Origin of the sequence: Klebsiella sp. 2019SCSN059 (assembly GCF_021739525.1) — a bacterium.
In the GTDB taxonomy this organism is placed as follows: Bacteria; Pseudomonadota; Gammaproteobacteria; order Enterobacterales; family Enterobacteriaceae; genus Klebsiella; species Klebsiella quasipneumoniae.
The window spans coordinates 68,955-86,762 of record NZ_JAKKOM010000023.1 but is presented as its reverse complement, the minus strand read 5'-3'; the positions used below and the strand labels follow the sequence as shown (position 1 = coordinate 86,762).

Below are 17,808 nucleotides of genomic sequence, written 5' to 3'. Positions count from 1 at the left end.
GGAATTGGTAGACGCGCTAGCTTCAGGTGTTAGTGTCCTTACGGACGTGGGGGTTCAAGTCCCCCCCCTCGCACCAACGAGGCAATATCTAAAGAAAGAATACTGTGCGAAGGTGGCGGAATTGGTAGACGCGCTAGCTTCAGGTGTTAGTGTCCTTACGGACGTGGGGGTTCAAGTCCCCCCCCTCGCACCAATATTCTTCCCTCTCCTGGCGTTATCCCCTCAGTTTGATATCCACAAGCATCAGCATTATTCCACCAACCAGTGCAACGCACGATGGCAGCAGAATAAAATGGCGCAGTTGACGATGCCATATCATCGCCGCGGACGTCAGCATGCCCACCGCGACCAGCGTCCGCCATACGTCAGCCGACACCCCGGCATACCCGAGAGCGACAATCAGCGCGCCGGGAACGATGACTCCCCAACCGCTTCCTAATGCTCGCTGCAGCATGGTTTCACCTCCCACAACGATAATGATAACCAATATCATATGATAATTTTTATCATTTGTCATTTGCGATGTGCTCTGCGCCTTATTCTTTACGTTCGCGGTAATGACATACATTCATGAAGGTGATAAATTAAGCGGATTATCGATATATATTAAATATTTTTCTTATTTTGCAAATAACCTTTTTTTGCACATTGTTATCAGACTCTTCATTTTTGGCTTTCATCATTTTGAAATTTAACGACTAATAATGATTCTTCCGATATGACTGCACAAACCTGGCGAGCACACTACGCACAAAAATATCAATATTCCTTACGGCTTTTTTTACTGCTTAATTTCATTTCATCCTCTCTGTCGCTGGTCACCCCCCTATTTACGGTAGTTCGTTTTACGCTGCCTTGCGCCCTGATCGTGGCCTGCAGCGGGTTGCTGCTGCTCTGGCACTGGAAATGGCCGCAATCGAAAATAAATATTCCCGCTATCTCGTTGTTATTTGGCATGCTATGGGCATGGCACGTAGTGACAAAGGCGATGCTATTGACACCGCCGCATTTTAACTTTCTGGTGATCGCCCTATTAAGCATTCTGTTTATCGGCACCATCGCTTTTTCCAATAATATCACTGCCTTTACCCTCCACTCTTTACCGACTTTCCTTGCCTGCCTGATAATGGCGGAGGGGGAACAATGGTTGCGCATGACTTACTGTTTTATGCTGCCTATTGCCGGTATTACCCTGCAAAATATTATCCAGAAGCGCAGCGATGCCTTCACACAAGGATTAATGGATAAACTCATGCAGGAACGCAACACCCTCAACGATCTCAGTATGCTGGATCCTCTGACCGGTTTGTATAACCGCCGCGGACTGCAGAATCGCCTCGATACCCTGCTGGCGCTGGACGGCGACAACCACTTCGTGCTGCTCCTCGATATCGATCATTTCAAAGCCTATAACGATCACTATGGTCATATGATGGGCGACCAGGCGCTCATTCGCGTCTCTGCTGCTATTCGCAACGCCGTACGCTCGCGCGATATTGTCGCCCGCTTTGGCGGAGAGGAGTTTATGGTGCTGCTGACCAACAGCAGCGAAGAAACGGCATGGCAGGCTGCCGAACGTATTCGGCAGCGGGTCTATGACCTGAAAATCCCGCATATGTTTAATGAAAGCGTCGCCACCAACGTGACCATCAGTATTGGCCTGACGCCGCTCATTGATGACAATATTGAGCAAGCGCTGGCGCGCGCCGATGGCGCACTCTATGACGCTAAGAATAAAGGCCGCAACATTATTCTGGCCAGTTAACCTGCGCGCGCCGCGGCATCGTGGCGCCGACAAAATTCTTGCCATGCCGCCTGCAAACAACTAATATCAGGAATCATTATCATTTAGATTTGTATCTGGAAATCGAATGGCCTGGCGTTCCCTTCCTCTCAGCGATGAACTTATCTGGCGGGCCCCTTTGCCGACGGCTGAGCGCGCCCTGGCGGAGAGTATTCGGGAAAAAATCGCTACCCTTCGCCCCCATCTGCTCGATTTCCTGCGCCTGGATGAATCCGCTCCAGGGCACGCTTTGACGCTTGCCGAGTGGTCGCGACCCACCGCCTTACGCTCTCTGCTGGCCACTTATTCCGATCATATCTATCGTCATCAGCCAACGCTGACACGGGAAGCGAAACCTCTGCTCTCGCTCTGGGCGCAATGGTACATCGGTCTGCTGGTGCCGCCGCTGATGCTGGCATTGCTCAATGAACCACAGGGTCTCAGCCTGGCGCCGGAACATTTCCACGTCGAATTTCACGAAAGCGGCAGGGCGGCCTGTTTCTGGATTGATGTCCATAGCGATGCCGGTATTGAGAGACTGTCACCGCTGTCGCGAATGGATGCCCTGGTGACGCGCACCCTGCAGCCGGTTATTGAGGCGCTGGAAGCCACGGGCGAGATCAATGGCAAACTTATCTGGAGCAATACTGGCTATCTGATTAACTGGTATCTTGGGGAAATGCGCGCGCTGTTGGGGGATGAGCAGCTTGCCGCCCTGCGCCAGCACTGTTTCTTCGAAAAACAACTCGCCGATGGTCAGGATAACCCACTATGGCGAACGGTTGTGCTGCGTGAAGGACAGTTAGTCCGACGCACCTGCTGCCAGCGCTATCGCCTGCCGGACGTCCAACAGTGCGGCGACTGCACGTTAAAATAACGCCCTGTCTACAATAAGCAACGGGCGGCCTGTGGCCGCCCGGTCACTATTTATGCGGTCTGCTGACTCTCCTGCTCCGCCCGTTCAGCCTCTTCCGCTTCCTGAGCAAGCAGCTGCTTCTCATACACCTTAAAGAACGGGAAGTAGATAATCGCCGACACGCAGGCCAGAACGATGACCAGAATCGCCGCCCGGAAATCCCAGCCCAGCGCCCAGGCACCGCCAATCGGCGCCGGCGCCGTCCACGGTACCACGGAGATGACGCGGCCAATCAGATCCAGCTTCATTGCCGCCCAGGCCAACACCGCATTCACCATCGGCGCCAGCAGGAACGGAATAAAGAACACCGGGTTCATGACGATAGGCGTCCCAAAGATGACCGGCTCGTTAATGTTAAACAGGCTTGGCACCACGCTTAAACGCCCAATGGAGCGCAAATGCGCTGAGCGGCTGCGCAGATAGCAGAACACCAGCCCCATGGTGGCACCGGAACCTCCGACCACGATAAAGAAGGTCCAGAACGCCTCCATAAAAATATGCGGCAGAGGCGCGCCCTGGGCCAGCGCCTGCTGGTTCATACCAAGGTTGGTCAGCCAGAACATCTGCAGCATCCCGGAAACGATCGCCGCACCGTGGATCCCGGCAAACCACAGCAGGTGGCCGATGAGGACCGCCAGCAGGATCGCCGGCAGGGAATCGGCTGCCGAAACCAGCGGTTTGAAAATTGCCATAATGGCCTGCGGGATCAGCATGTCAAAATGATGCTGAATAAACAGGCTCAGCGGATAGAGCGTCAGCACAACCACCAGCACCGGGATCAACAGATCAAAGGAATTTTTGATCATCGGTGGGACCTGATCCGGTAGACGGATACCGATATTATGCGCCTTGAGAAAACGCATCATCTCCACACAGTAGATCGCCACCAGAATGGCGGTAAAGATCCCTGTTCCGCCGAGGCTATCCACCGGCAGCGTGCCATTCGTCTTCGGCGCGGCAATCAGTAAAAAGGCCATGATCGACAGCATCGCGCACATAAAGGGATCGAGCTGATTGGATTTCTCGTAGTGCTTACCGAGGTTGTAAGAGATTGCCGCGCAGATGTAGATCGACATGATCCCCATCGTCATATCAAAGGGGGTCAGAATGCGCCCCTCAAACTCTTTTGCCAGATCCAGCCAGGCGCGGGCAAAACCCCAGGTGGTATCCGGGGAGAAAGGAGGATAAGCAAACACCAGCAGGAACGATCCGACGATCATAAACGGCATCGCGGAGATAAAACCGTCACGGATAGCCATGACGTGACGCTGCGATGAGATCCGCCCTGCTATGGGGCTTATGTAATTTTCTACAAAGCGAAATATCAAATTAAACGCAGCATGGTTAGCAGACATAGTAGCCCTCCTGACAGGCTATTGATACTGGCCCAACAACGATTACCCTGCCGTTACGATGACCGCTTATTGATGCAGCAGGCCGCGGGTGGATTACCGGCTATACTGCCCATAACACAACGATTCATACACGGCTCTTTTGTTATAAATAAAAGGAGAAGTGACTGTTCCAGTATTCATCTCAATGCAGATAACCGCAACCGGTTACTGTAACCGGTTACGGTGAATGTGAAGGAGATCGACAAAATAGAAAGAATCTGGATTGTCCGCGCTGATATTTACACTCCGCCAGGCTTGTGACAGATTTAACCAGCCTTAAATCAGGAGAATCCAATGAGTCTGCAGTCTGTACGGCAGTTTTTTGCCGAACACGCCCCCGATATCGAAATTATTGAGTTAAACCAGAGTACCGCCACTGTGGCGCTTGCCGCTGCCGCGCACAACGTTGAGCCGGGACAAATAGCCAAAACGCTGTCGCTCAAGATCAAAGATAAGATTGTACTGATCGTCGCCAGGGGCGATGCGCGGCTGGATAATAAAAAGCTGAAAGAGACCTTTGGCGCTAAAGCGCGTATGTTGAGCAGCGACGAGGTGGTAACCTGGACCGGCCATCCGGTTGGCGGCGTGTGCCCGTTTGGTCTGGAAAATCCGCTGGCCGTCTTCTGTGACGTCTCGCTCAGGCACTATCAGGAAGTGCTACCCGCAGCGGGAGCTATTCACAGCGCCGTTCGCATTGAACCAGAACGAATGGCGCAGCTCACCGATGCAACATGGGTAGACGTATGCATATAGCCGCGTTATGCCACCTGTTTAACGGCGCTGGTCGGGCCGCTTATCGGTAAATGCAGCAAGATATCCGCCGCGTTTAATAAACCAATGTCAGAGCGAACCCCGAGCTTGGTCATGGCGTTGAATTTATGCGCGCGGATGGTTTTAATGTTCCGGTTCAGCTGCACCGCAATTTCCGCAAGCGAATATCCCCACGACATATACCGAAGAATGGCGTGCTCCGTCGGGCTTAGCGGATCGTTGCATGCCTCTCTGCCGCAAAAGTGCTCTTTGCCGGCGAGGGAATGATTATCCAGCAGCTGTAACAAATGCTCCTGCAATCCGCGTCGCGGCGCGGATTTATTTAATATACCCTGCAGGCAGGCCGGCATTAAATGGCCGATCAGACGCATTTCGCTTTCATTATTAGCCAGAATAATCGTTTGTACTTCCGGTCGGCTCCTCGCCATTTCGTGAAGAAAAAGCAGGCTCTCGGCTCTGGACGAACGACTCCCCGAAAGTGAAAAGATGATTGCTGACCATGGGAACGACGTTTCCACCGCCCTAAGCAAATTGATATTTTTAAAAAAATGAATGCGGTATTGGCTGCTCTCTTCACGGCTAAAGGTATACCGCCAGGCCATTTCCGTCATCACACATTTTTCTACGATGGCGACATGACGGGTTGTGCTATTTTTTTCCATTCCATTTGTTCCCCGTAAGCTGAATTGATATTCAGCTCTTGCATTCCCTGCGCACTGTTGATCCAGGCATACATTTCAGCGTTGCTGCGTAGCGATAAACGACGCATTGCGCTATTTTTCTGCGCGCTAATCGTCTTATTACTCTTTTTCAACAGCGCGGCGATCTGGTTAATTCCCCATCCCTTCGCCAGAAGGCGCAGAACTTTCCGCTCTGACAGGGTCAGCATCGCCGCTGAGTGGTAGCTAGCGAAATCGCTGTCCACATCCCCGGTAAACAACGTACGGCTAATCTGCTCAGCCGCACGGCTACCGGCGCAAATCACCTCAATCAGCCGGTCAACCGGCTCGTTCTCGGAGATCAGCGAGCTTTCGGGACGAATTAAAAGCTCAACGGCTAATGGATAGAGGCTGTCGCTGACCATAAAAACCCAGTGAATATCTCGATACTGGGTCATGAGGGAGTAATAACGCTCGCAGACGGCCCGGGGCTGCGCAATCTCGCCGGAGATATCCGCAACGACCAGCACCGCTCGCCGCAATTGTAAAAGGGTGAGCTCATCATGAGTGCGACAAAAACTGAGTTCGTAATCCGGGAGGTTCTCATTGAAGATCACCTTTAACCCTGACTGCATGACGGGGATTTTACTAATAACGACGCCAAACTTACCTTGTCCTGGTAACATAACACCTCCGCTTCCTGTCGAAGTTTCTTCGCTTGCCCGCAAACGATCGGCGAGTGACTCGATCGCCATACCATTTACTGGATGAATATTAAAAGCATATTCATGGCCCGCGTACACGATATACTGCATGACCGAACCGTGGTCATATCAAGTAAATATTATTCCTGTGTATACTTGCGATGAATATTAGCACAGACGCCCTGCGCTAATAAATTAGAAAAGATAAAACCATTATTTAGCAAAAGTAATTTCAGGCATGAACATTATGAAGCATTCTCTTTAATTGCTTCTCTAAATGCTTTAGGCGACATACCGCTATAGCGGCGGAAAAAGCGAGAAAAATAGGCGGCGTCGCTAAAGCCCAAATAATCAGAGAGTTGCGTTATCGTCATGCGGGTGTATTGCAGATTACGCCGCGCCTCAAGCATCAGTCGCTGATGCAATACCCCAAGGGCGCTACAACCATAGAACTCGCGACATAAATAGTTTAAATGCGTGACCGACAGCCCAATCAACTTCGCATACTCCGCCAGCGGGAGGTGCTGTCGGTAGTGGCTCTCAATAAGCCGGGAAAAATGACGCATCATACTGCGCTTTCGCTCCGCTTTATCTTCCGCGGGCGGTGCGGGGCGGCACTGCCGGTTCAGCCAGGCCAGCAGCGTCCCCAGCAGCGAATAAAGCATCATTTCCCGGGCATCATGATCGGCACTGTACTCCTCGCGAAGCGCTGAAAACAGCGTATGCATACGCCCCCGGGAACGCCCCACCGGCAGACACTGCGCAACGCTAAGCACATCCAGCGGTCGGCCGAACTGATTTTCAAAGCGGCTCAGCAGCGGTAGCGCCAGGGAGAGCACAAATCCGTGCGTTCCGGGTGAGAAATGAAAGCCATGAATGCAGAGGGCGGGCACCACCTGGATGCAGGACTCCGTCATCACCGAGGTGGTGCCTTCAATTTCGATCTCCGCCCGACCTTTATGCAAATAGAGGAGCTGGACCATTTCGGCGTGCTGGTGGACGCGAATATGCCACTGATACAGGCTGCTGCGCTGCAAAATCGACTCGCAGTGCAGCAGGTCCGGCGTCGGCCAGCCGCGCTCCTCGCCATACAGCTTAAATACCGGAACAGTTTGGACGGGGGGCATAGTGACTCCTGTTCAGTCAGACGACACGCTCCATGGGCAGGCCCACGTAGTTTTCCGCGATAGTGGTCAGCCCGGCGCGCGAGCCCAGATAGTAGCGGCGATCGGCCGCCTGCATTTTGGCGTCGAACTCGCTCTGCTGCGGAAAATCGTGCAGCAGGCGGGTCATGAACCAGCTAAAGCGTTCCCCTTTCCAGACCCGATCCAGCGCCAGTCGCGAATAGGTCGCCAGCAGATCGCTCCGGCCGTGATGGTAGTATTCACGCAGGATCCGCCACAGATAGTTCACGTCCGATGCCGCCAGGTTCAACCCTTTAGCGCCGGTCGGCGGTACGATATGCGCGGCATCCCCCACCAGGAACAATCGCCCATATTGCATTGGCTCGACGACGAAGCTGCGCAAGGGAGCGATGCTTTTCTCAAGTGAGTGACCAGTCACTAACTTTGATGACAGATCCTCCGGCAATCGGCATTTCAACTCCTGCCAGAAGCGTTCGTCCGACCAGTCCTCCACCTTATCGCTCAGCGGAACCTGCAGATAGTAGCGGCTGCGAGTAAGTGAGCGCTGACTACATAAAACAAATCCCCGCTGATGATGCGCATAGATCAGCTCCGGATTGACCGGCGGCGTATCCGCCAGCAGGCCTAACCAACCGAACGGCCAGACGCTCTCGTAAGTCTTGAGGATGTCAGCGGGAATACTTTGCCGCGACACGCCATGGAACCCGTCGCAACCGGCGATAAAGTCACACTCCAGGCGGCAGAATTCACCTTCGCTAAGATAGGTGATCGTCGGCCGGTCGCTTTTTGCGTCATGGATAGTCACTTCGCTGACGCCGTACACGATCGGCGCGTCGCTGGCGGCCCGGGCAGCCATCAGATCGCGGGTCACTTCAGTCTGGCCGTAAACCATCACGCTCTTGCCGTCGGTCAGCTCGCTCAGTGAGACGGGCACCCGCTGGCCGTCAAAGAGAAACTCCACCCCATGATGCACCAGGCCTTCGATATCCATCCGCTGCGCCACGCCCGCTTCACGGAGCAGATCGACGGTACCGCTTTCCAGAATTCCCGCACGGATGCGCCCCAGCACATACTGCGGCGTTTGACGCTCAAGAATGACCGTGTGGATCCCGGCGTTGTGCAGTAGCTGCCCCAGCAGCAGCCCGGAAGGGCCAGCGCCAATAATCGCGACCTGTGTTTTCATAGGATTGTCTCACTTTTGCAGGGTTAATTATTTGTATAATTTTTGTTTAATAAAAGTGCTTTCCTGCATTTTTGATAAGTCAGACGGGAAAAAGAAGGGATGAATGGCGACAAAAATTGCACTTTTCACCAAACTGGCAAAAGTGTGGGACGCTTCAAATTCCGCCACCCCGGCGGACGGGAGATTTTTGCACATTATTTGATCCCACCCCCCTCAGCCGCCCCGGCGCTTCAGGTTAAAGTATCGGCAGATACCAGGCGTCGCGGACAGCAGAGGAAATATGCAGGTTGATCGGGCACAGCAGCGGGCAATCACACGATTATGCATCCAGTGTGGTCTTTTTTTGTTACAGCACGGCGCCGAAAGCGCGCTGGTGGAAGAGCTTTCAACACGTCTCGGGCTGGCGCTGGGGATGGACAGCGTCGAAAGCGCCATCTCCTCCAACGCTATCGTCCTGACCACCATTAAGGATGGCGAATGTCTTACCTCAACGCGTAAGAATGTCGACCGCGGCATTAATATGCATGTGGTGACGGAAGTGCAGCATATCGTGATCCTCGCCGAGCATAAGCTGCTGGACTATCGCGACGTCGAGAAGCGCTTCGCGCAGATAAGGCCCCTGCGTTATCCCCGCTGGTTGCTGGTGATCATGGTGGGCCTCTCCTGCGCTTGTTTCTGTAAACTGAATAACGGCGGCTGGGATGGAGCGCTGGTCAGCTTCTGCGCCAGCACGGTGGCCATGTACATTCGCCAGGTGCTGACCCACCGTTCTATGCATCCGCAGATCAACTTCTGCATCACCGCCTTTGTGGCCACCACGATCTCCGGGCTACTGCTGCGCCTCCCGACCTTTGCCAGCACCCCGACCATTGCCATGGCCGCCAGCGTCCTGCTGCTGGTCCCGGGCTTTCCGCTGATCAATGCCGTCGCCGATATGTTTAAAGGGCATATAAATACTGGCCTCGCCCGCTGGGCGATCGCCAGCCTGTTAACCCTTGCCACCTGCATTGGCGTAGTGATGGCAATGACCGTATGGGGGCTGCGGGGATGGGCATAATTTCGTTTATTTTCGCACTGGCGGAAGACATGCTGCTGGCGGCGATCCCTGCCGTCGGGTTTGCGATGGTCTTTAATGTCCCGCAGCGCGCCCTGCGCTGGTGCGCGCTGCTGGGAGCCATCGGCCATGGTTCGCGCATGGTCATGATGAGCGCTGGTTTTAACATTGAATGGGCCACGTTTCTCGCCGCCCTGCTGGTGGGCTGCATCGGCATCCAGTGGTCGCGCTGGTATCTGGCGCATCCGAAGATTTTTACCGTCGCCGCCGTGATCCCGATGTTTCCCGGTATTTCCGCTTACACCGCGATGATCTCCGCGGTAAAAATCAGCCATTTTGGCTATTCTGAAGAGATGATGATTTTGCTGCTGAGCAATTTTTTAAAGGCCTCTTCGATCGTGGGCGCCCTCTCCATTGGCCTGTCGATACCCGGTCTGTGGCTGTATCGTAAGCGCCCCCGCGTCTAACCACGGCGTCGCGGCAGAGCCGCGACGCTCCTTCCGCGACGGGCTCTGTGCTACTATGTGCAGATCACCCCACTCTTTGCAGTTCAGAGTTGAGATAGAGTTATGTCTTCGCGAATTTTAACCTCCCATTTTAGCGGCCTGGAAGAGTTCCTCCAGCAGCACGCGGCGCTGCTGGCGAAATCGACTGACGGCACCGTCGCCGTTTTTGCCAACAACGCCCCGGCGTTCTATGCGCTGACCCCAGCCCGGCTGGCGCAGCTGCTGGAGCTGGAAGCCAGGCTGGCGCGCCCCGGCAGCGACATCGCGCTTGACCCGCAGTTTTTCGACGAGCCCGCAGCGGCGCGGGTTGCGGTGCCGATGGGCAAATTTGCCATGTATGCGGCCTGGCAGCCGGACGCCGACTTTCAGCGTCTGGCCGCGCTGTGGGGCATCGCGCTGAGCCAGCCGGTCACCCCGGAAGAGCTGGCCGCTTTCGTCGCTTACTGGCAGGCGGAAGGTAAAGTGTTTCACCACGTGCAGTGGCAGCAGAAACTGGCTCGCAGCGTGCAAATCAGCCGCGCCAGCAACGGCGGGCAGCCGAAGCGCGATGTGAACAGCGTTAGCGAACCCGACAGTCATATTCCGCGAGGTTTCCGAGGATGAGCATGAAAAACGTTGGCGATCTGATGAAGCGCCTGCAGAAAATGATGCCGGCTCATATCGAACCGGCGTTTAAAACCGGCGAAGAGCTGCTGGCCTGGCAAAAAGAGCAAGGCAAGCTGCGTTCCGAAGCGCTGGAGCGGGAGAACCGCGCGATGAAAATGCAGCGCACCTTTAACCGCTCGGGGATCCGCCCCCTTCATCAGAACTGCTCCTTTGATAACTATCGCGTCGAGTGCGAGGGGCAGATGAACGCCCTCGCCCGCGCGCGTCAGTACGTGGAGGAGTTCGATGGCAATATCGCCAGCTTTATCTTCTCCGGCAAACCGGGCACCGGCAAAAACCACCTCGCTGCGGCTATCTGCAACGAACTGCTGCTGCGCGGGAAGTCGGTCTTAATCATCACCGTGGCCGATATTATGTCGGCGATGAAAGATACTTTCGGCAACCGGGAGACGAGCGAAGAGCAGTTACTGAGCGACCTCAGCAAGGTCGATCTTCTGGTCATTGATGAAATTGGTATGCAGACAGAGTCTCGCTATGAAAAGGTCATTATCAATCAGATCGTTGACCGCCGATCTTCATCCAAACGGCCCACCGGTATGCTGACCAACAGTAATATGGAAGAGATGAATAAGCTGCTCGGCGAACGGGTGATGGACCGTATGCGCCTGGGCAACAGCCTGTGGGTTATCTTCAACTGGGAAAGTTACCGGCACCGCGTCACCGGCAAGGAGTATTAAGAGATTTCCGGACGACGACGGCGTTATACTAAAGCGATTCTTCAGTCACGCTTATGAGTCCGTCTATGAAATCGTTAAAAAATGGCTTACTTGCCGCGCTTACCCTCAGCGCATTTACCCTCTCCGGCGCCCACGCCGCCTCCTGGCAGGATTCTCTCAACAGCGCCGCCAGCCAGCTCAGCGGCAGCAGCACCCAGGCCAGCGGCGGCGGAATGTCCATCTCCTCTCTGACCAGCCTGCTCAACGGCAGCAGCCAGTCGCTGACCGCCAGCAGCATGAATAACGCCGCCGGGATCATGTCATATTGCGCCAAACAGAAGCTCGCCTCGGCGACCAGCGCTGATAACGTCAAAAACCAGGTGCTGGATAAGCTGGGGCTCAGCACGCCGGAAAAACAAAAACAGGACACCAGCTATCTTGATGGCCTGCAGGGGCTGCTCAACAGCAATAATGGCCAGCAGCTTGACCTGAATACCCTCGGCAACAGTTCGCTGGCGAAACAGGTGAAAACCAAAGCCTGCGATCTGGTCTTAAAACAGGGCGTTAACTTTCTCTCCTGACGCAGAGGGCCAATGCCGCGTTTGTCTCCTTCGCGACGGCAGCGCGGCCTGAAACGGCTTTTTTCGCCTTTTTCTCCTTGCGCTTCCCCGCCCCGCCCGTTGCGACGCCGATCAAAAAAGGCAACTTCTAAACCAATTCTGAATAACTGCACACTTTCATGACGCTAGAATTGCAGCAAGATGGCGCTGCAATTACAGTGTGGCTTGAAAAGTAATCTGTTCTGCCAGCCGATAACTGGCGTTAATGAGGATGAGCTGTGTCAGAGTTGTTATCCATCGCCTTATTTTTAGCTTCGGTGGTGCTTTATGCCTGGAAAGCGGGTCGTAACACCTGGTGGTTTGCCGCCACGCTCACGGTGTTAGGTCTGTTCGTGGTGCTGAATATCACCCTCTACGCCAGCGACTACTTTACCGGCGACGGCATCAACGACGCGGTACTCTACACTCTGACCAACAGCCTGACCGGCGCCGGGATCGGTAAATACATTCTGCCGGGCGTCGGCGTGGCCGTCGCGCTGGTTGCCGTCTTTGGCGCCCTGGGATGGGTGCTTCGCCGCCGTCGACATCATCCTCATCACGTCGGCTACAGCCTGGCGGCGCTGCTGCTGGCGCTGGCCTCGGTCGACGCCAGCCCGGCCTTCCATCAAATCAGCGAGCTGGTGAAATCGCAGTCGCGGGAAGGAGATCCGGACTTTGCCGCGTACTACAAAGAACCGTCGAAGCGTATCGACAATCCGCAGCTGAATCTGGTCTATATCTATGGCGAAAGCCTTGAGCGCACCTATTTTGATAACGATGCTTTCCCCAACCTCACCCCTGAGCTTGGCAGAATAAAAGATGAGGGCATTGATTTCAGCAATACTATGCAGCTGCCGGGGACCGATTACACCATCGCCGGCATGGTCGCATCACAGTGTGGCATTCCGCTGTTTGCCCCGTTTGAAGGCAACGCTTCGGCCTCGGTCTCCAGCTTCTTTCCGCAGAATATCTGCCTTGGCGATATCCTGAAAAACTCCGGTTACGAAAACTATTTTGTGCAGGGAGCTAACCTGCGCTTTGCCGGCAAAGACGTGTTTCTCAAATCCCACGGCTTCGATCACCTGTTCGGGGCGGAAGAGCTCAAAACCACGGTAGCCGATCCAACCTACCGCAACGACTGGGGCTTCTATGACGACACGGTACTCGACGAGACGTGGAAAAAATTCGAAGAACTGTCGCAGTCCGGAAAACGCTTTTCACTGTTCGCCCTGACGGTGGACACTCACCATCCCGACGGCTTTATCTCGCGTACCTGCGAGCGTAAACGCTATGACGTGGACGGCAAGAAAAACCTCTCCTTCAGCGCCGTTAGCTGCAGCCAGGAACATATCGCCGCGCTGATCGAGAAGATCAAAGCCTCTCCCTATTTCAAAAACACGGTCATCGTGGTCTCTTCCGATCACCTGGCCATGAAGAACAGCGCCTGGGATTACCTCAACAAGCACGATCGCAGCAATTTGTTCTTTGTCCTGCGCGGCGATCGGCCGCAGCAGGAGACCCTGGCGGTGAAACGCAACACCATGGATAACGGCGCGACGGTGCTGGATATTCTCGGTGGCGATAACTATATCGGCCTCGGGCGCAGCAGTCTCTCTGGCCAGTCGCTCTCCGGTATTTTCATGAATATGAAAGAGAAGGTCCTGGCCTGGAAACCCGACGTGATCCGCCTGTGGAACTTCCCGAAAGAGATGAAAAACTTCACCATCGACTCGCAGAAGAACATGATCGCCTTTTCCGGCAGCCATTTCCGTCTGCCGCTGCTGCTCCGGGTGTCGAACCAGCGCGTTGAACCGCTGCCGGAGAGCGAATACTCGGCGCCGCTGCGCTTCCAACTGGCCGATTTCGCGCCGCGGGATAATTTCGTGTGGGTCGATCGCTGCTATAAAATGGGCCAGCTGTGGTCTCCTGAGCTGGCGCTCTCCACCGACTGGTGCGTCTCGCAGGGACAGTTGGGGGGTGAGCAGAAGGTCCAGCACGTTGATAAGCCACAGTGGCAAGGTAAGACCGCCTTCAGGGACACCCTTATCGATATGGAGCGCTATAAGGGCAACGTCGATACGCTGAAAGTTGTCGACAACGATATTCGCTATAAGGCCGACAGCTTCGTGTTTAACGTTGCCGGCGCGCCGGAAGAGGTGAAACAGTTTAGCGGCATTTCGCGGCCCGAGTCCTGGGGTCGGTGGTCCAATGCCCAGCTGGGCAGCGACGTGAAGATTGAATATAAAGAGCCGCTGCCGGAGAAATTTGATCTGGTGATCACCGCCAAAGCCTACGGTCCCAATGCCAATAAGCCGATCCCGGTGCGGGTTGGTCAAAGTGAGCAAGTGCTTACACTGGTCAATGATGTGACCACCACGACGCTGCATTTCGACAACCCAACGCGCAGCAATACGCTGACCATCACTCCGCCGGACCCGCAGTCCACCAACGAGGGCAATATCCTCGGCCACTCCCCGCGTCAGCTGGGGATCGGTATGGTGGAGATCAAAGTGGTGAAAAGCGAAGGTTAAAGCCACCTTGCCCGGCGGATATTGGCGCCGGGCAACGGTTTCCATGGCAGGATGTTAACAATACAGCGGCTTGAGGTCGTCAGCCGACAGTCCGGTAATTTTCTGTACCGTCTCTTTGTCGAGGCCATTCTGTAACATGCTGCCGGCAATGCGCAGCGCCTCACGCCGGCTCCCTTCCTGTAAGCCCTCAAGGCGCCCTTCCAGGCGCCCCTCCTGTCGGCCCTCATGCCGACCTTCCTGTCGACCTTCCTGCTTAAGCTTTTGCGCGATAGACATCAATGTCTCCTCATACTGTGGCAGACGGCAGGCCAGCCGGCGGAGAAACACGCCCGGCTCGGCCGTGTTACCGTACTGCAGCATATAGTGAAACAGCATTCTCAACTGCCGGGGGTTAGTGTATCCCAGCATCACCACGGCCGCCAACGACTCCGTTATGCCGCTGAGATCGCGCTGGCGAATATGCTTTTGCATCAGCTCCAGCAGGGCGACCCGCCGATGCTGTACGATTTCATCGTCCGGCATGACCGTGACGTCGATCAATGGAAACTGACTGCCGTACAGCCTCTTCGCCAGCTGCGGGTCGGCAAATTCATCCAGCCAGTTGAGGGAAAAAGGATACGGACTGGTTGCGCCATGATAAAAAAGCATCGGCACCACCAGCGGCAGCGTTTTGTGCCCGGCGTCGAGGTGTCGCTGCATCGCGGCAATCGCATAGCGCATTAGACGAAAAGCCATATGATTATCCGGCGAGCTCTGATGCTCTATCACCACGTAAATATATCCCGCCCCGCCGGTGGTTTGCACCGACCACAGCACGTCCGAATACCAGGCGCGTAGATCCTCATCGATAAAGCTCGCCGATTGCAGCCTCAGAGTAGCGAAATCGCACCGCTGGCGGATCGCTTCGGGAAGATAGAGCATGAGAAAATCATTCGCCGTCTCCGGGTGGCGAAGAAATCGTTTAAACACCGCATCATGCGGCGTGGCGGTTATTCGTTTTTTCATGGCCATCCGCTTGCCTGAAAGAGAAGGAAAGCCGGACTCTACCACCGGTTTTTAACCGGTTGGTTTTAACGATGATTTTCTGGGAAGCGCCTCGGAGAATAGCGGAGCGGCCAGTCTGACTGGCCGCCATAGGCAAGATTTAGTAATCAAACTGCCGGTAATAACGGCGGATATTCAGGTCGTGGCCGGTATGGTGCTCAAAGTGGGCCGCCAGCCGGTCCACCAGCAGAGTGGACACCACGCACGGCGCCATAATCCAGCGGAACGCATCATCAATGCCGTTCAGCGGATAGTCGCGCGGGTCGATCACCACCAGATGGTCAGTTATCTTTTCGGCAAAGCGTTCGACGCGCTCGTCCAGCGCCCGGCATTTCCCCTCGCCCTTCACCAGAAACAGCGGGACCTCTTTTTCCAGCAGCTCCAGAGTGCCGTGAAAAAATTCAGCCGAGCTTACCGACTTGGTCCGCTTCCACTGCATCTCTTCGAGAATACACATCGAGAACAGGTAGACCTCACCCCACATTTCTGCGCCGCCAATCCACATCATATAGTCGCAGCCGTGATACTGAGCGGCAATTTTATCCGCCTGCGGATCGAACTGGCGTTTGGCCTGCAGAAGATTTTCAGGCAGCAACTCGAGCTGGCTGGCAAAACGCGCATAATCCGCAAACTCGCCGTGACGATAAATAATGCGGAAGAATAACCAGTACAGCAGCATATATTCATATTCCACGCCATTTTTGTGGCACATCGGAATATGCCAGCTGGCGGCGGCAGCCAATGGCGAATCGGCATGACGGGTAATGGCTACCACGCGTATCCCCTGCGCCTTGCACCATTCGGCAATGGCCACCGACTCTTTGGTATCGCCGGATTTGGATAACGTCACCACCACTGCATCTTTATTTAATTTTTTATGCCCGCGATGAATTAATTCCGCCGCCTGCTCAAGATAAACCGGCACGCTGGTTAATTCTTTGGCAAACTCATTAATTGCCATCATCGGAGCTAAAGAACCGCCTACCGAGGCGAAAAATAACGCGCTGCAGCCGCTGTCATAAATAGCGTCGGCCACGGTTTCAGCCTGTTTACGCGCAGCGATGATCTCGCGAGCACTGGTCAGGTACTCGTCCTGATTAAAACCCAACATAGTTTTCTCCTGAATAATCAGATTTTACTTTTTAATACGCGGTCAAAATCGTCGAAAATACGTATCGCCAGATCGATGCCTTTTAGCCCGGCGGTATGCCAGGCGAGCATCTGCACTGGGACAATCAGCAGCAGCGGCGCCAGGTGATGCTCGCACGGGCAGTTAAGCGCCAGCGTTTGTTCATCCTCTTCGTCCCCCAGCGTCAGGGTAAAGGCGCGGGCAATGGACGGCGCCATATAGTCGCGCAGCGCCCGGGTTCGCGCGTCCGGCGAGTCTTCCATAAACAGCATCACATGGCGGGCATTGGCTTCCAGATAGGGGCCGTGCATATAGGCTTCCAGCTCAAAGCCGCTGGAAGGTACCCGCACCGTCTCAGTAAATTTGGTTTCGAACTCTTTCGCCACGCCAACCAGCGCGCCATAGCCGGTGGCGACAAAGCGCTCGCCGCGCCGCAGCGTTTCGCTATGCTGGTCGATAAAGCGCGAAGTGCGGGCGATGACCTCCGGGATCGCCGCCGCCAGTCGCTGGAATTCGGCAAGATAGTGCTGCTCCTCGGCTTCACTGGCCTTCCCCTGGCTGCGAGCAATCATCAGCGCTATCAGCAGCAGATTGAGCACTGTCGCGCTAAAGCCGCGGGTGACAAACCCTACGCTCTCGATCCCGGTATTGATATCCAGAACGCCATCGCAGGCCCGCCCGGTCGGGCTTTGCGGGTCGGAGGTCAGAGCAAATACCGGCAGTCCTGAGGCCTGTACCTTACGCATCGCCTCCAGCGTCGACGCGCTTTTTCCGCTCTGGGAAATCGCCACCACCAGATCGGTATGCGGGTCGATAGTTTCGTAATGGGTAAAGTTGTACGGCTCTTTTATGTCCACCAGCACGCCAAAACGTTGTTCAAAGAAATAGCGCGCGCAAAGCGCGGCATTCAGCGACGATCCGGTCGCCAGCAGCAAAATACGCCGCACCGGCTGCTGGCGGGCGAAGGTCTCAATCGCCGCCAGCTTGTGCCGGTAGTCGCGCAGGATCTGCGCCAGACAGGCCGGCTCTTCGCTGATATAGGTCATCATTGTTGGTCGCATAGCTCAC

19 protein-coding genes and 1 tRNA gene are annotated in these 17,808 nt (G+C 55.0%); 11 read left to right on the top strand and 9 right to left on the bottom strand.

All coding sequences use genetic code 11. From position 1 onward, the window contains the following. Nucleotides 1-106: 106 nt before the first annotated feature. Nucleotides 107-193 (top strand) — tRNA-Leu (locus L2I46_RS20600). 21 nt (nt 194-214) lie between these two features. Here L2I46_RS20600 and L2I46_RS20595 read toward each other — a convergent pair. Beyond that, nucleotides 215-454 carry a DUF1435 domain-containing protein gene (locus tag L2I46_RS20595; RefSeq protein WP_101862361.1) on the bottom strand — a complete coding sequence of 80 codons (240 nt, stop codon included), beginning with the start codon at nt 452-454 and terminating at the stop codon, nt 215-217. Between the two features lie 70 nt (nt 455-524). Here L2I46_RS20595 and L2I46_RS20590 point away from each other — a divergent pair, with 70 nt between their 5' ends. From L2I46_RS20590 to fhuF, 3 genes are all read left to right on the top strand, one after another. After that, on the top strand, nt 525-695 hold the full coding sequence (locus L2I46_RS20590) for a hypothetical protein (RefSeq protein WP_072096669.1): 171 nt from the start codon (nt 525-527) through the stop codon (nt 693-695). Between the two features lie 23 nt (nt 696-718). Continuing rightward, complete coding sequence (locus L2I46_RS20585; protein WP_023291883.1) at nt 719-1,765, top strand: GGDEF domain-containing protein; 1,047 nt, start codon at nt 719-721, stop codon at nt 1,763-1,765. A gap of 106 nt (nt 1,766-1,871) precedes the next feature. Further along, nucleotides 1,872-2,660, top strand: a complete 789-nt coding sequence (gene fhuF / locus L2I46_RS20580; protein ID WP_023291882.1) for a siderophore-iron reductase FhuF — start codon at nt 1,872-1,874, stop codon at nt 2,658-2,660. A 50-nt stretch (nt 2,661-2,710) separates the two neighbouring features. Here the strand turns inward: fhuF and L2I46_RS20575 are convergent, their stop codons facing one another. Next, nucleotides 2,711-4,054, bottom strand: coding sequence for a PTS cellobiose transporter subunit IIC (locus L2I46_RS20575; protein WP_002887650.1), 1,344 nt, complete (start codon nt 4,052-4,054; stop codon nt 2,711-2,713). A 333-nt stretch (nt 4,055-4,387) separates the two neighbouring features. Here L2I46_RS20575 and L2I46_RS20570 point away from each other — a divergent pair, with 333 nt between their 5' ends. After that, on the top strand, nt 4,388-4,846 hold the full coding sequence (locus tag L2I46_RS20570) for a YbaK/EbsC family protein (protein WP_023291881.1): 459 nt from the start codon (nt 4,388-4,390) through the stop codon (nt 4,844-4,846). Between the two features lie 5 nt (nt 4,847-4,851). Here L2I46_RS20570 and bglJ read toward each other — a convergent pair whose 3' ends face one another. The 4 genes from bglJ to pobA form a co-directional block, all read right to left on the bottom strand. Then, nucleotides 4,852-5,526 (bottom strand): DNA-binding transcriptional activator BglJ, encoded by a 675-nt coding sequence (bglJ, locus tag L2I46_RS20565; protein ID WP_121936412.1) that lies wholly within the window; start codon nt 5,524-5,526, stop codon nt 4,852-4,854. Next, nucleotides 5,487-6,209 (bottom strand): helix-turn-helix transcriptional regulator, encoded by a 723-nt coding sequence (locus L2I46_RS20560; RefSeq protein ID WP_044525327.1) that lies wholly within the window; start codon nt 6,207-6,209, stop codon nt 5,487-5,489. Before L2I46_RS20560 ends, bglJ begins: the two co-directional genes overlap by 40 nt. Before the next feature lie 263 nt (nt 6,210-6,472). Next, entirely contained in the window at nt 6,473-7,354 is an 882-nt protein-coding gene (locus L2I46_RS20555; RefSeq protein WP_023291878.1) for a helix-turn-helix domain-containing protein, read from the bottom strand. A gap of 16 nt (nt 7,355-7,370) precedes the next feature. Then, nucleotides 7,371-8,555 carry a 4-hydroxybenzoate 3-monooxygenase gene (pobA, locus tag L2I46_RS20550; protein ID WP_032454789.1) on the bottom strand — a complete coding sequence of 395 codons (1,185 nt, stop codon included), beginning with the start codon at nt 8,553-8,555 and terminating at the stop codon, nt 7,371-7,373. A 280-nt stretch (nt 8,556-8,835) separates the two neighbouring features. Here pobA and L2I46_RS20545 point away from each other — a divergent pair, with 280 nt between their 5' ends. The 6 genes from L2I46_RS20545 (at nt 8,836) to opgB (ending at nt 14,567) form a co-directional block, all read left to right on the top strand. Then, nucleotides 8,836-9,612 carry a threonine/serine ThrE exporter family protein gene (locus L2I46_RS20545; protein WP_004886474.1) on the top strand — a complete coding sequence of 259 codons (777 nt, stop codon included), beginning with the start codon at nt 8,836-8,838 and terminating at the stop codon, nt 9,610-9,612. Continuing rightward, complete coding sequence (locus tag L2I46_RS20540) at nt 9,603-10,076, top strand: threonine/serine exporter (RefSeq protein WP_004886472.1); 474 nt, start codon at nt 9,603-9,605, stop codon at nt 10,074-10,076. Before L2I46_RS20545 ends, L2I46_RS20540 begins: the two co-directional genes overlap by 10 nt. A gap of 102 nt (nt 10,077-10,178) precedes the next feature. Beyond that, complete coding sequence (dnaT, locus tag L2I46_RS20535) at nt 10,179-10,718, top strand: primosomal protein DnaT (protein ID WP_236948192.1); 540 nt, start codon at nt 10,179-10,181, stop codon at nt 10,716-10,718. 2 nt (nt 10,719-10,720) lie between these two features. Continuing rightward, entirely contained in the window at nt 10,721-11,458 is a 738-nt protein-coding gene (gene dnaC, locus L2I46_RS20530) for a DNA replication protein DnaC (protein WP_025999144.1), read from the top strand. A 65-nt stretch (nt 11,459-11,523) separates the two neighbouring features. Then, entirely contained in the window at nt 11,524-12,018 is a 495-nt protein-coding gene (locus L2I46_RS20525; RefSeq protein WP_023291874.1) for a DUF2501 domain-containing protein, read from the top strand. A gap of 257 nt (nt 12,019-12,275) precedes the next feature. Then, complete coding sequence (gene opgB / locus L2I46_RS20520; RefSeq protein ID WP_023291873.1) at nt 12,276-14,567, top strand: phosphatidylglycerol--membrane-oligosaccharide glycerophosphotransferase; 2,292 nt, start codon at nt 12,276-12,278, stop codon at nt 14,565-14,567. A gap of 54 nt (nt 14,568-14,621) precedes the next feature. Here opgB and L2I46_RS20515 read toward each other — a convergent pair whose 3' ends face one another. From L2I46_RS20515 to L2I46_RS20505, 3 genes are all read right to left on the bottom strand, one after another. Beyond that, nucleotides 14,622-15,578 carry an Rpn family recombination-promoting nuclease/putative transposase gene (locus L2I46_RS20515; protein WP_236948191.1) on the bottom strand — a complete coding sequence of 319 codons (957 nt, stop codon included), beginning with the start codon at nt 15,576-15,578 and terminating at the stop codon, nt 14,622-14,624. Between the two features lie 133 nt (nt 15,579-15,711). Next, nucleotides 15,712-16,722: an SIS domain-containing protein gene (locus L2I46_RS20510; protein ID WP_060591490.1), complete on the bottom strand. Its 1,011-nt coding sequence runs from the start codon at nt 16,720-16,722 to the stop codon at nt 15,712-15,714. 17 nt (nt 16,723-16,739) lie between these two features. Continuing rightward, nucleotides 16,740-17,801: an SIS domain-containing protein gene (locus L2I46_RS20505; RefSeq protein ID WP_232712123.1), complete on the bottom strand. Its 1,062-nt coding sequence runs from the start codon at nt 17,799-17,801 to the stop codon at nt 16,740-16,742. Nucleotides 17,802-17,808 lie beyond the last annotated feature (7 nt).

Bases quoted from the DNA above. Each gene is read 5' to 3' on its own strand.
- L2I46_RS20595 (WP_101862361.1), bottom strand. From the start codon at position 454: ATGCTGCAGCGAGCATTAGGAAGCGGTTGGGGAGTCATCGTTCCCGGC.
- L2I46_RS20585 (WP_023291883.1), top strand. From the start codon at position 719: ATGACTGCACAAACCTGGCGAGCACACTACGCACAAAAATATCAATAT.
- fhuF (WP_023291882.1), top strand. From the start codon at position 1,872: ATGGCCTGGCGTTCCCTTCCTCTCAGCGATGAACTTATCTGGCGGGCC.
- L2I46_RS20575 (WP_002887650.1), bottom strand. From the start codon at position 4,054: ATGTCTGCTAACCATGCTGCGTTTAATTTGATATTTCGCTTTGTAGAA.
- L2I46_RS20570 (WP_023291881.1), top strand. From the start codon at position 4,388: ATGAGTCTGCAGTCTGTACGGCAGTTTTTTGCCGAACACGCCCCCGAT.
- bglJ (WP_121936412.1), bottom strand. From the start codon at position 5,526: ATGGAAAAAAATAGCACAACCCGTCATGTCGCCATCGTAGAAAAATGT.
- L2I46_RS20560 (WP_044525327.1), bottom strand. From the start codon at position 6,209: ATGTTACCAGGACAAGGTAAGTTTGGCGTCGTTATTAGTAAAATCCCC.
- L2I46_RS20555 (WP_023291878.1), bottom strand. From the start codon at position 7,354: ATGCCCCCCGTCCAAACTGTTCCGGTATTTAAGCTGTATGGCGAGGAG.
- pobA (WP_032454789.1), bottom strand. From the start codon at position 8,555: ATGAAAACACAGGTCGCGATTATTGGCGCTGGCCCTTCCGGGCTGCTG.
- L2I46_RS20545 (WP_004886474.1), top strand. From the start codon at position 8,836: ATGCAGGTTGATCGGGCACAGCAGCGGGCAATCACACGATTATGCATC.
- L2I46_RS20540 (WP_004886472.1), top strand. From the start codon at position 9,603: ATGGGCATAATTTCGTTTATTTTCGCACTGGCGGAAGACATGCTGCTG.
- dnaT (WP_236948192.1), top strand. From the start codon at position 10,179: ATGTCTTCGCGAATTTTAACCTCCCATTTTAGCGGCCTGGAAGAGTTC.
- dnaC (WP_025999144.1), top strand. From the start codon at position 10,721: ATGAAAAACGTTGGCGATCTGATGAAGCGCCTGCAGAAAATGATGCCG.
- L2I46_RS20525 (WP_023291874.1), top strand. From the start codon at position 11,524: ATGAAATCGTTAAAAAATGGCTTACTTGCCGCGCTTACCCTCAGCGCA.
- L2I46_RS20515 (WP_236948191.1), bottom strand. From the start codon at position 15,578: ATGGCCATGAAAAAACGAATAACCGCCACGCCGCATGATGCGGTGTTT.
- L2I46_RS20510 (WP_060591490.1), bottom strand. From the start codon at position 16,722: ATGTTGGGTTTTAATCAGGACGAGTACCTGACCAGTGCTCGCGAGATC.
- L2I46_RS20505 (WP_232712123.1), bottom strand. From the start codon at position 17,801: ATGCGACCAACAATGATGACCTATATCAGCGAAGAGCCGGCCTGTCTG.